Raw genomic sequence first — 12056 nt, 5'->3', positions numbered from 1 at the left:
GAGACGCCGCGCGAGCTGGCCGGCCGCCTCGCGCTGCGTCCCGGCCTCTCCGGGGCGGGCCCCTCGGGGAGCGGCTCGCCCGGGGCCGGTTCGGACGCTGCCGGTTCGGATGCTGCCGCGGCGCTCGAGCGACTCCTGGTCGCGGCCGAGCGGCAGCGCTTCGCGCGCCCCGGGTCCGAGGAACAGGGCACCGGGCCGGCGGTCTGCCACGACCTCGACCTCGTCATCGGCGCCATCCGGACCGGCGCCGATACCGGCACGCGAATCCGTGCCGCCGCGCTCCCCGCCTCTCTCTGGCCGGCTGTCCTCGCCCGGAGGGACGGCGCTGCCTCGCAGGGCGCGTAGAATTTCCCCTCGTGACCAAGTTCAAAAAGACACCGTACAAAGTCGATGTCCGCGACCTCATCAACCGCCCCGGCATCCAGCATGAGCGCCAGCTCGACATCCTGGTGCCCGAAGACCTCGGGGAAGGCCTGGTGGCCGTGAAAGCGGGGTCCACCCTCGAGGCAGACCTGCGGCTGGAGGCGATCCACGAGGGCATCCTGGTGACCGCGGACGTGTCCGGAACCGCCAGCGGAATGTGCGGTCGGTGCCTGATTGACATCGACTTGCCTGTCCAAGTCGAGTTTACGGAGCTTTTCGCGTATTCTTCAGAGGAAGCTTTTGAATTTGAGGTTCAAGACGACCACGTGGATCTTGAACCTCTGATCAGGGATGCAGTGGTTTTGTCACTGCCGTTCCAGCCGGTATGCCGGCCGGATTGTCCAGGTCTCGACCCCGAGACCGGGCTACGGTTGGCCGAAATCCCTGATCAGGAACCGCAAGAGACGCCTGACCCCAGGTGGTCGGCGCTCCTGAAGTTCCAGGCTTCCACAGACATCAGCACGGGTGAAGACACTCATGCTGAAACGGATAGAGAAGAGAAGTAGTCATGGCAGTTCCGAAGCGCAAGCAGTCACGCTCCAACACCCGCTCACGTCGTTCCTGCTGGAAGGCCGAAGCCCCCACCCTGGTGAAGACCATGGAAAACGGCAAGGTCGTTTACAGCCTCCCGCACCGTGCGAAGGTCGTCACCGACTCCGCCGGCACGGCACTGTTCATGGAATACAAGGGCCGCAAGGTCGCCGACGTCTAATTCGATGACCGGGGAACCGATGACCGGTGGTTCGGTCGATCTTTCCGCGTTGCAGGAGACCCTGGGCGTGCAGATCGACCAGGGTTTGCTTGAGCTCGCCCTGACCCACCGGTCATTTGCGTACGAAAACGGCGGAATCCCGACGAACGAGCGACTGGAGTTCCTGGGCGACTCGATCCTCGGACAGTCGGTGACGGTCATGCTGTACCGGGAGTACCCGCTGCTGAGCGAGGGCGAACTCGCCAAGCGGCGGGCCCGCCTGGTCTCCAGTGCTGCCCTCGCGGAGGTCGCACGCGGCATCTCACTCGGCGAGTACATCCGGCTGGGCCGCGGTGAAGTCCTCACCGGTGGCCGCGAGAAGGCGTCCATCCTGGCCGACACGGTCGAGGCGCTCATCGGCGCCGCCTATCTGGACACCGGCACGGATGCGGCGACCGCCCTCGTGATGCGGCTGATCGAGCCGCTCCTGTCCGATCCCGACCGCTTCGGCGGCTCGATGGACCCCAAAACGAGCCTGCAGGAGGTCGCGGCGCGCCGCGGAACCGGCGTGCCCGTGTACACCGTCACCGAAAGCGGACCGGATCACTCGAAGGTGTTCGTCGCCACGGTCGTCATCGGCACCGTCGTCTCGGCGCGGGGCGAAGGCACGAGCAAGAAGCACGCCGAAATGGCTGCCGCGCTCGAGGCCTGGATCGTGCTCTCCGCCGGCTGACCCCGGCCGAGTGAGGCCGACGTGCCGGAGCTGCCCGAGGTTGAAGTCGTTCGCGCCGGCATTGAGCCGGCCGTCACCGGCGCGGTCATTTCCGCCGTGGAGGTCTTCGAGCAACGATCGCTCAGGCGCCACGACCTGTCCGCCGGCCCGTTCACCGACCTCCTCGAGGGTCGGCGCGTGCTGGCCGCCGTGCGCCGCGGCAAGTTCCTCTGGCTGCCGCTGGATTCCGGCCGGGCCCTGGTCATCCACCTCGGCATGAGCGGGCAGGTCTTGCTGCGCGCGCCCGGCAGCGCAGCCCGGATCTCGACGGGCTCGATCGCCACGGGCTCGATCACCACAGGTTCGATCACCGGAGGCCGCCCGGCGGAGGATCGGCTGTTGCGGATCCGGCTGCACCTCGAGCATCCGGTGCACGGTGAGTTGTGGCTCAACTTCGTCGACCAGCGCATCTTCGGCAGCATGGCCGTCGACCGGATGCAGCCGACGAGCGACGGGCTGCCCGCCGGCTTCCCTGGTGCTGCTGCGGCGGGGGAGTGGGAGACGCTCATCCCCTCGCAGGTGGCGCACATAGCCCGTGACCCGATCGACCCTGCCTTCCCGGCGGATGCCTTCTTCCGCGCCCTGGCTCGCAAGAAGACGGGCATCAAGCGGGCCCTCCTCGACCAGACGCTGATCAGCGGAATCGGCAACATCTACGCCGACGAGGCCCTGTTCGACGCCCGCATCCACTTCGACCAGCCGGCCGCGTCGCTCACCGCGGCAAAGGCGCGCACCCTGCTGGCCTCTGTCCGCGGCATCCTGCACCGGGCCCTGGCCGAGGGCGGAACGAGCTTCGACGCTCAGTATGTGAACGTCAACGGCGAGTCGGGGTACTTCTCGCACAGCCTCACCGCCTACGGGCAGCACGGCAAGCCGTGCCTCCGCTGCGGCACCACCATGGTGCGCGCCCAGTTCATGAACCGGTCGTCGCACTTCTGCCCGCGCTGCCAGCGCCTGCGCTGAGCGCGCCCTCGGGTCTCGGCTCTCGGGTCTCGGTCGCGGTCTCGGTCTCGGACCTCGTTTTCCTTCGGCGGGATGGGCGGCGGCGGGTTTAGCGCCTCCAGGCGCCTTCGTAGCCGATCGGGACGAAGCCGACGGCCTCGTTCACCGAGAGCATGTGCCGGTTCTCCTCGGCGTTGAACGTGATCACCGACGGATGCCCCGGCCGCTCCGCCGCGAGACCCTGCAGGTTCGCGATCTTCAGCAGCATCCCGAGCCGGTGGCCGCGGTGTTCCTTCAGCACCAGGGTGTCCTCCTGGTGCACGGCGCGGGACGTCTCGGCCGGCACGGACAGCTCGGTGAACCCGGCCAGGCGCCCGGTCGGCCGGTGCTCCACCACGGCGGTCAGGGTCGTCCGCGGGCCTGCCGCGAACGCCTCATCCTCCTCGAGGACGCGCTGCACCGTCCAGACATCTTCGGGCTCCTCGAGCCCGGCGCTCGGGGCATCCGTGGTCATCCGGGTGCGGAGGAGCGCCATGTCCGCCAGCCAGCGTTCGGGCGTGCGGTCGGCCCAGCGGTGCACGGCGTAATCGGGGCCGGACGTCGTCGCCGCGCCGTCGAAGTGCCGGGCCAGCGCGCCCTCGTCGACGGGCAGGGGCAGGCGGCTGCCGCGCTCCATCTGCTCGAGCGTGTACCCGCGGGCCAGCAGGAACCGCACCTCCGGGTTGGCCAGGGGCACGGAGCCGAAACCCGTCGGCGACGGCAGCCTCTCGCCCGGCGCCTCCCGCGACGCCGCATAGACGAGTGCCCGCACGCGCCCCTCCTCCGCAGCGATCGACTCCAGGCGGTCGGCCAGCGCGGTCCCGATGCCTCGCCGCCGGAAAGCGGGGAGAACCTCGAGGGCCAGCCACGCGACATCCGCGGATGCCTCAGGCCGCGTCTCGTAGACGCCCCGCGCCACGATTTCCCCGCCGACGCGGGCCACGAGCATCCGCGCCGGGGCGTACTCCTGGTTCAGCCAGTAGGGGAGCAGTTCCTCGGCCGACAGGGCGAGCTCGTCGGTGCCGTAGGCGGCCGCTTCGACCGCGTTCCGCACCGTGGTCGCGGCCCGGAAATCGCCCCAGCCCTCCGCCCCGGGTGCGGCCGGGACGGCGAGTTCGCCGACGGTGAAGTGTTCGATCGTCATGACGGCCGGCTTCCGGTGCGAAGGCCGCACGATCTGCGCAGCCGACCAGCCTGGCGCCTGCCGGGTTCTCCGCACAGAGTCCGGTACCGTAGTCCCAGCATGACCGGGCCGTGACGGCCACGGCACGTCGACATCGACACTTCGGAGAGGGCACCCGTTGTACCTGAAGAGCCTCACCCTCAAGGGGTTCAAGTCGTTCGCCCAGCCCACCACCTTCGCCTTCGAGCCGGGCGTCACGTGCGTGGTCGGCCCGAACGGCTCCGGCAAGTCCAACGTCGTCGACGCGCTCGCCTGGGTGATGGGCGAGCAGGGGGCCAAGACCCTCCGCGGCGGAAAGATGGAGGACGTCATCTTCGCCGGCACGTCGACTAAGGGGCCGCTCGGCCGGGCCGAAGTGACGTTGACGATCGACAATGCCGACGGCGCGCTGCCGATCGAGTACTCCGAGGTCACCATCTCGCGCACCCTGTTCCGCAACGGCGGCAGCGACTACGCCATCAACGGGCAGGCCTGCCGGCTCCTCGACGTTCAGGAGCTGCTCAGCGACTCCGGCCTCGGCCGCGAAATGCACGTGATCGTCGGCCAGGGCCAGCTCGACGCGGTGCTGCGCGCCAGCCCGGAGGAGCGCCGCGGCTTCATCGAGGAGGCAGCGGGCATCCTCAAGCACCGGCGGCGCAAAGAGAAGACCCTGCGCAAACTCGAGGCCATGCAGAACAACCTGACCCGGCTGAGCGACCTTGCCGGGGAGATCCGGCGCCAGCTGAAGCCCCTCGGCCACCAGGCCGAGATCGCCCGCGAGGCGCAGACCATCGCAGCCGTTGTGCGCGACGCCAGGGCCAGGCTCCTCGCGGACGACGTTGTCACGCTGCGCACGGCGCTCGACTCGCACGGGCGCACCGAGAGCGAACGCCACTCCGAGCGGATCGTGCTGCAGGAGCAGCTCGGCCAGAAGGAACTGCGCCTCCAGCGCCTCGAGCAGGCGCAGGTCGGGGATGCCGTCGACCTGGCCAGGCGCACCAGCTTCGGCCTCGAATCCGTGCAGGAGCGGCTTCGCGGCCTCTACACGCTCGCCAACCAGCGGCTGGCGCTGCTCGGTTCGCAGGCCGAGCCCGCCGCGGGAGGCCCCAGCGTGACTCCGGCAATGCTGACGGATGCCCAGGCGGAGGTCGACCGGCTCCGGGAGGCCATCACGGCCGCGCAGGAACGCTGGGCTGCCGCGCAGGCCGGGGCGGCGGCAGCACGCGGGCAGCTCGATTCGGTTGACGAGGAAATCGCCGCGCAGGCGGTGCTCGTCTCCAGGCACGACCTCGAGGTCTCCAGGCTCAAGGGCCAGTCCGAGACCGCGTCATCCCGTCTGGCCGCCGTTCGCGGTGAGGTGCTCCGCCAGCAGAACGCCGTCGACGCGGCAGAGTCACGTCGGGCCGCCGCGCAGGCGCAGTTCGACGCGCTCGAGGCGGAGGCCGCGGAGGGTGACGTCGACACGAACCTCGACGAGGCGTACGAGGCAGCCCAGGCATCCGTGCGGGAGGTCGAAGCCGAGATCGAGAGCCTGCGCGAGACGCTGCACGGCCAGGAACGCGAGCGGGATGCGCTCGCAGCGCGAACCGGCGCCCTCTCGCTTGCCCTGGACCAGAAGGACGGATCATCCGCCCTCGTCGGTGCCGGACTCCCGGGAATCCGCGGGCTGCTCGCCGAGCACGTGCGCGTGCACCCCGGCTACGAACCCGCGATCGCCGCCGCGCTCGGCTCGCTCGCCGACGCGGTCCTGGCCGAAACCCAGGGCGACGCCTTCGCGGCCCTGGACACCGCCCTGGGCGACGACCTCGGCCGGGTCGAACTGGTCGTCGCCGACGCGGATGCCGCTGCCTCGCCCGACCTGGACGGCCTCCCCGGCCTGGCCTGGGCGCGGTCCGTGGTCGAGGCGCCGAGCGGCGTGCTCGGGATCCTCGCCCACACGGTCATCGCCGACGACCTCGAGGCGGCGCGGTCCGCGTTCGGGGCGCTGGCCGGGCGCGGCCTTGGCTCCCTCACGATCATCACCAGGGCGGGCGAGGTGCTCACCGCTTACGTGCTCCGCGGCGGCTCCGGGGCCAGGCAAAGCAAGCTCGAACTCGTCGCCGAACGCGACACGGCCGCCGACAAGCTCGCCCTGGTCACGTCGTCCATTGAGCGGGTTCGGTTCGACCTGGGCGAAGCGCGCACGCTCCTGCAGGCGCTGAAGCAGCAGGCCGCGGGCGCCCTCACCGCCCTGCGCGCGTTCGATTCCCGGCTCGCGGCCAGGGCCGAGAAGACCAACCGGGCGACCGTGCAGCTCGAGGCATCCGGGGCCGAACTCGACCGGGTGTCCGCCGGCCTGAAGCTGGCCGCAGCTGCCGTCGCCGACGCCGAGGGCGCCGTCGCAGGGGCCAGGGCCGAGCTCGAAACGGTGCAGTCCCGGCCGCGGCCGATCCTCGACGTCAGCTCGAGGGACGCGCTCTACGCCCTGCTCGAGCAGGCCAGGGACGGCGAAGTCGAGGCGAGGCTCCAGGTGGAGACGGCCCGCGAACGCGTGCGGACGGAGGAGGCGCGCACGGCCCTGCTGGGCAAACAGCTCGAGGCCGATCGGGCCGCGGCGGAAGAGGCGGCGCGGCGCGCGGTCATCCGTCGCCGGCAGGTGGATGCGGCGTCGAATGTCGCCGAGGCGCTGCCGGCCGTGCTGGCCTCCGTCGAGGCCTCCGTCGGTGAGGCGCGCGCCCGGCTGGCCGCCGCCGAAGCCGAACGGGCCAGCCAGAACGAGGAGCTGTTGCTGCTGCGCCGCGAGGAGAACGCGCTGCGCACCCGCCTGCAGGCCGTCACCGAGAACGTGCACGGGCTCGAACTGCAGATCTACGAGAAGAAGCTGCACCTCTCCGCCCTGATCGAACGGGCCGGCAGCGAACTCGGACTGACCCCGGACGTGCTCGTCGCTGAGTACGGCCCGGACCAGTTGATTCCGGCGGACGGCGTCGCTGCCGAGGTCGCAGACGGGGCCGCGGCATCCGTTGCCTCCGTCGATCCGGGCGCGGAGGGCACCCCGTTCGACCGCGAGCAGCAGAAGCGGCGCCTGGCCACGGCCGAACGCAAGTTCGGCCAGCTCGGTCGGGTGAACCCGCTCGCGCTCGAGGAGTTCGCGGCGCTGGAGCAGCGGCACAAATTCCTCACCGAGCAGTTGACCGACCTGACCAACACGCGCACGGACCTGCTCACGATCATCGGGGACATCGACGAGAAGATGGGCGCGATCTTCGCGGCCGCGTTCGAGGACACCCGGGCGGCCTTCGCCGACGTGTTCCCGGTGCTTTTCCCCGGCGGCAGCGGCAGCATCTGGCTGACGAACCCGGACGACATGCTCACGACCGGCATCGAGGTGTCGGTCAAGCCGGCCGGCAAGAAGATCGAACGCCTCTCGCTGCTCTCGGGCGGCGAACGGTCGCTGGCCGCCGTCGCCCTGCTGATCGCCATCTTCAAGGCCCGGCCCAGCCCGTTCTACATCATGGACGAGGTCGAGGCGGCCCTTGACGACGCCAACCTCGGCCGGCTGCTCACGATCTTCGAGGACCTGCGCGAGACCAGCCAGCTCATCGTGATCACGCACCAGAAACGCACGATGGAGATCGCGGACGCCCTCTACGGCGTCTCGATGCGGCAGGACGGCGTGTCCGCGGTCGTCGGCCAGCGCGTCGCCAGGGAGACGGAACGGGAGACGGAGAAGGTCTCATGACCATGGACCGCATCGACCCGCAGCCCGCCGCCGACGAGCGGACCACCCTGAACGAGTTCCTCGACTTCCTGCGGGCGGCGCTGCTGGGTAAGACCGAGGGGCTGGATGCCGCCGGGCTGAACCGGCGGCTGCTTCCGTCGACGCTCACCCTGGGCGGGCTGCTCAAGCACCTCGCCCTGGTCGAGGACTACTGGATCCAGGAGAAGTTCCTCGGCCTGCCGGAGCTCGAGCCGTGGGCGAGTGCGCCGTGGGCCGAAGACCGGGACTGGGACTTCCACAGCGCCGCGGGAGACGATCCGGATGCCCTGCGTTCGCTGTACCAGTCGGCCTGCGAGCGCAGCCGCCACGCCCTGGCCGGCGCTGACCTCTCCGCGCTGTCCGTCGGCACCGACCGGGACGGCGCACACTGGAACCTGCGCTGGATCCTCACCCACCTGATCGAGGAGACCGCGCGGCACTGCGGCCACGCCGACCTGCTGCGGGAGGCCGTCGACGGGACCGTCGGGGAGTAGCACGCGAGTAGTGGGGGATAACTCCCAGCAGTGGCCGCTTGCGTTGCTCCGGGACGGATGCGTGCGGCCACAGCTAGAAGTCATCGCTCAGTGGGCGGTCGTCACCCCGAGCAGGTCGTGGGTGATGATCGCGGCGGCACGCGCGCCGGCCCCGGCGGCGACGATGAGCTGTTGCGGGCCGGGAGCGGCGACATCCCCGGCCGCATAGACACCGGCCAGGCTGGTGCGGCCGTCCCGGTCGGTGACCAGGTGGCCTGAGGCGTCGGTGTCCAGGTCCAGGTCGCCCAGGAACCCCACGATCGGATGCCAGAGCGGACGCACGAACCCGCCGGTGACCGGGATCCGTTCCCCATCGAAAAGGCGCACGGCGGCGATCGCTCCGCGCTCACCTTCGAGGTCGTCGATGACCCGGCGTTCGACCCTGATGCCCCGGTCGCCGAGTTCGCTCTCCTCGTGCGCGGTCAGCGACGCCACGCCGTTCGTGAACACGGTCACCGTGCTGCTCCACTGCCCGACCAGGAGCGCCCGGGCGAACAGGTCGTCGGTCTCGCCGATCAGGGCTACGGGGCCCTCGCCCTGCTCGTAGCCGTCGCAGGCCGCGCAGCTGAACAGGCTCATGCCGTAGTAGGCGCGGATGGACGGAAGCGCCGGAAGGGTCTCGCGGAGGCCCGTCGCCACCACAACCGTGCGGCTCCTCACCACGCGCGCGCCGGCCGCTGTGCGCCCGCTGATCCGCACGGTGAAGGGATGCGCCCCAGCGTGGGCACCGCCGGCCTCGTCACGATCATGGTTGCGCTCGACCCGGTCGACCGTGGATCGTCGCAGGATCTCGGCCTCGGGGTAGCGCTCGAGTTCCTCCCTGGCGATGCGGCGCAGCTCGTGCGGCGGCACGCCGTCCCGGGTGAGGAAACCGTGCGAGAGCATCGTGGCCGCGTGGCGCGGCCGGTCGCTGTCGACGACGAGCACCCGCTGGCGCGCGCGGGTCAGGTTGAGCGCGGCGGACAACCCGGCCGGGCCGGCCCCGATGACCACGCAGTCGTAGGCGTCGCTGTCGTAGGCTTCGTGAGCAGAGGAGCCCGCTTCGTCACTCATTCGCTGCCGCCCTGGGGCGGGAGCGCGGCGATGATCGGATGATCGAAGCCCAGCGTGCCCGTCTTCGCGGCTCCACCGGGGGAGCCGATCTCGGAGAAGAACTCGACGTTCGCGGTGTAGTACTCGGCCCATGCCTCGGGCAGGTCGTCCTCGTAGTAGATGGCCTCGACCGGGCAGACCGGTTCGCAGGCGGCGCAGTCCACGCACTCGTCCGGCTGGATGTAGAGCGACCGCTCGCCCTCGTAGATGCAGTCCACGGGGCATTCGTCGATGCAGGCGCGGTCCTTCACGTCGACGCAGGGCAGCGCGATGACGTAGGTCACGAGTCGACCAGGGCGCCGGCGCGGGCGATGTCGACCTGCTCGCCGCGGGCGACGACCTTGACCCGTTCGCGCGCGACCGGGGAGACGTCCGCGGCGCCGAGCCCGCGTTCGTGGGCGTCGAGGGCGAGCCAGCCGGGCCAGGTGGTGAACCGCACGCCGCGCTCCGCCAGCAGCGCGAGCACCGCGTCCGGGTCGGCGACCGACGGATCCGGCAGCAGCGCTGCGTCGTCGACGAGCCGGGTGATCGTCTCCAGGGCATCGCCCTTGGTATGGCCGATCAGGCCGACCGGTCCGCGCTTGATCCAGCCGGTGGCGTAGAGGCCCCGGATGGGCGCCCCGGCCGCGTCGAGCACACGCCCGCCGTCGTTCGGGATCACGCCGCGGGCCTCGTCGAACGGCACCTCGGGGAGGGCGCTGCCGCGGTAGCCGACCGCGCGGTAGACCGCCTGCAGCGGGTAGTCCCTGATCTCGCCGGTGCCGCGCACGCCGCTCGCCCCGCCGCCGGCAGCAACACCGGTCGCCTCGGTGCGTTCGAAGCGCATCCCCTCGACCCGGCCGTCGCCGTACACCAGGGCCGGGGAGTGGTGGAAGTGCAGGTGCAGGCGGCGCGAGGCGCCCGTGGGTTCCTTCGCCAGCCAGCCGGTGAGGGTGCGGGTCATGACCTTGACCTGGTTGTTGGCGCCTAAGAGCTGGCGGGCGAGCTCCGCGTCGTCGAAGTCCTCCGCGTAGACGATCACGTCGACGCCCGGCACATCGCCGAGCTCGCGCAGCTCGATCGGGGTGAACTTCACCTGCGCCGGCCCACGGCGGCCGAACACGTGCACATCGGTCACCGGCGAGCCGGCCAGCCCGTCGTATACCGTGGCGGGAATATCCGTCGGCAGCAGGTCGTCCGGGTGCTTGGCGAGCATGCGGGCGACGTCGAGGGCGACGTTGCCGTTGCCGATCACGGCGATGTCGGTCGCATCGAGCGGCCAGACGCGCGGGGCATCCGGGTGCCCGTCGAACCAGGAGACGAAGTCGGCCGCGCCGAACGAGCCGGGCAGACCGATGCCGGGGATGTCGAGGTCGGCGTCGCGGATCGCCCCGGTCGCGAAGATGACGGCGTGGTAGTGCGCCCGCAGCTCGTCCAGGCCCAGGTCGACGCCGTACGCGACGTTGCCGATGAAGCGGATGTTGCCGGTGTCGAGCATCTCGTGCAGGGAGTTCACGATGCCCTTGATGCGCGGGTGGTCGGGGGCGACGCCGTACCGGATCAGCCCGTACGGGGCCGGCAGGGAATCGAACAGGTCGATGCCCACCTCGGCGCCGGCGTCCCGCACTGCCTTACTCAGGATGTTGCCGGCGTAGATTCCGGCCGGCCCGGCGCCGATGATCGCGACGCGCAGGGGCTGGGCCGCGGGCCGGCTCTGTGCCGCTGGCAGGGGCTGGGGCGCGTCAGGCGCTGGAGGCGTCCGGGTCATGTGAGGGCCTTTCGGGGTACGGCATTTCGCGGCACGGGGGAGGCGAACTGGATGGTCGGGTCTGCGTACGGGCTGAGGGAGACGACGTCGCCGACGACGATGACGGCCGGCGAGCGCACGCCCCGGGCCCCCGCCTGCGCGGCAATCGTGTCGAGCGTGCCGATGGTGACGCGCTGGTTCAGGCCGTAGCCGTCCTCGATGATCGCGACGGGGCATCCGCCGCCGCGGGAGCCGGCGGCCAGGACCCCGGCCGAGCCGGCGAGGGCGCTCACGCCCATCAGGAGCACGACCGTGTGGTCGGCGCCGCCCGGCAGCCCGGCGATCTGCTCGTGGCCGGTGACGACGGTGAAGCCGCCCGCGACCCCGCGGTGGGTGACCGGGATGCCGGCGGCGGCCGGGACCGAAATGGCGCTGGTCACGCCGGGCACTATTTCGACCGGGACGCCGTGGCTGCGGCAGTACTCGGCCTCCTCGCCGCCGCGTCCGAGCACGAACGGGTCGCCGCCCTTGAGCCGCACGACCCGGGATCCGGCCAGGGCGTGCTCGACCAGGAGCGCGTTGATCTCGTCCTGCGGCACCGGGTGGTGGCCGGGGAGCTTGCCGACGTCGATGACGAGCACCTCGGCAGACAGCTCACCGAGGAGCGAGCGCGGCCCCAGTCGATCGGCGATGACGACGTCGGCCTCCGCGAGCAGGCGTCGCCCGCGCACGGTGATCAGGCCGGGATCGCCGGGCCCGCCGCCGACGAGGTGCACGGTGCCGGCTCCCTCCGCGCGGCGGTGGTGCCGCAGCGGCAGCGAGCCCGCGTCGAGGGCGGTGGCGATCGCATCCCGGAGTGCCATCGCGCGGCGCGGATCCCCGCCCGCCGACACGGCGACGGTGACCGCGTCCCGCCGGGCGACGGCCGGAACCCAGG

The 12056-nt window shown here is 71.1% G+C and carries 11 protein-coding genes and 1 pseudogene; 7 read left to right on the top strand and 5 right to left on the bottom strand.

Annotated features, from left to right (window positions below; genetic code table 11):
* The 5 genes and pseudogenes from E3T33_RS15355 to mutM form a co-directional block, all read left to right on the top strand.
* A pseudogene (locus E3T33_RS15355) lies at positions 1 to 345 on the top strand (hypothetical protein); the annotation flags it as partial.
* An 11-nt stretch (positions 346 to 356) separates the two neighbouring features.
* Positions 357 to 929, top strand: a complete 573-nt coding sequence (locus E3T33_RS14510; RefSeq protein ID WP_092323638.1) for a DUF177 domain-containing protein — start codon at positions 357 to 359, stop codon at positions 927 to 929.
* A 2-nt stretch (positions 930 to 931) separates the two neighbouring features.
* A complete protein-coding gene (rpmF, locus tag E3T33_RS14505) occupies positions 932 to 1135 on the top strand; it encodes a 50S ribosomal protein L32 (RefSeq protein ID WP_092323636.1) in 204 nt (67 codons plus the stop codon).
* A gap of 19 nt (positions 1136 to 1154) precedes the next feature.
* Complete coding sequence (gene rnc, locus E3T33_RS14500; protein ID WP_092323714.1) at positions 1155 to 1847, top strand: ribonuclease III; 693 nt, start codon at positions 1155 to 1157, stop codon at positions 1845 to 1847.
* Positions 1848 to 1868: 21 nt separating this feature from the next.
* A complete protein-coding gene (mutM, locus tag E3T33_RS14495; RefSeq protein ID WP_092323635.1) occupies positions 1869 to 2849 on the top strand; it encodes a bifunctional DNA-formamidopyrimidine glycosylase/DNA-(apurinic or apyrimidinic site) lyase in 981 nt (326 codons plus the stop codon).
* Positions 2850 to 2937: 88 nt separating this feature from the next.
* On the opposite strand, the gene E3T33_RS14490 is transcribed toward mutM, so the two are convergent.
* The gene (locus E3T33_RS14490) at positions 2938 to 4011 is read right to left on the bottom strand and encodes a GNAT family N-acetyltransferase (RefSeq protein ID WP_092323634.1); all 1074 of its coding nucleotides are present in this window, start codon (positions 4009 to 4011) and stop codon (positions 2938 to 2940) included.
* A 157-nt stretch (positions 4012 to 4168) separates the two neighbouring features.
* On the opposite strand from E3T33_RS14490, the gene smc reads away from it, so the two are divergent.
* Positions 4169 to 7750: a chromosome segregation protein SMC gene (gene smc, locus E3T33_RS14485; protein ID WP_092323632.1), complete on the top strand. Its 3582-nt coding sequence runs from the start codon at positions 4169 to 4171 to the stop codon at positions 7748 to 7750.
* Positions 7747 to 8262, top strand: coding sequence for a DinB family protein (locus tag E3T33_RS14480; protein WP_092323631.1), 516 nt, complete (start codon positions 7747 to 7749; stop codon positions 8260 to 8262). Before smc ends, E3T33_RS14480 begins: the two co-directional genes overlap by 4 nt.
* 87 nt (positions 8263 to 8349) lie before the next feature.
* On the opposite strand, the gene E3T33_RS14475 is transcribed toward E3T33_RS14480, so the two are convergent.
* The 4 genes from E3T33_RS14475 to cobA all read right to left on the bottom strand — a co-directional run.
* The gene (locus tag E3T33_RS14475; protein ID WP_092323629.1) at positions 8350 to 9354 is read right to left on the bottom strand and encodes an NAD(P)/FAD-dependent oxidoreductase; all 1005 of its coding nucleotides are present in this window, start codon (positions 9352 to 9354) and stop codon (positions 8350 to 8352) included.
* Complete coding sequence (gene fdxA, locus E3T33_RS14470; RefSeq protein WP_092323628.1) at positions 9351 to 9677, bottom strand: ferredoxin; 327 nt, start codon at positions 9675 to 9677, stop codon at positions 9351 to 9353. The genes E3T33_RS14475 and fdxA overlap by 4 nt, the downstream gene beginning before the upstream one ends.
* Positions 9674 to 11140: an FAD-dependent oxidoreductase gene (locus E3T33_RS14465; protein ID WP_134575650.1), complete on the bottom strand. Its 1467-nt coding sequence runs from the start codon at positions 11138 to 11140 to the stop codon at positions 9674 to 9676. Before E3T33_RS14465 ends, fdxA begins: the two co-directional genes overlap by 4 nt.
* Positions 11137 to 12056 (bottom strand): uroporphyrinogen-III C-methyltransferase (gene cobA, locus E3T33_RS14460; protein ID WP_134575648.1); only part of this gene is annotated, 920 nt, incomplete at its 5' end. The genes cobA and E3T33_RS14465, both read right to left, overlap by 4 nt.

The organism is Cryobacterium sp. TMT1-2-1 (assembly GCF_004403955.1).
GTDB lineage: Bacteria > Actinomycetota > Actinomycetes > Actinomycetales > Microbacteriaceae > Cryobacterium > Cryobacterium psychrotolerans.
Note: the sequence above shows the minus strand (reverse complement) of the source record. Positions and strands in the feature narration are given on the sequence as shown.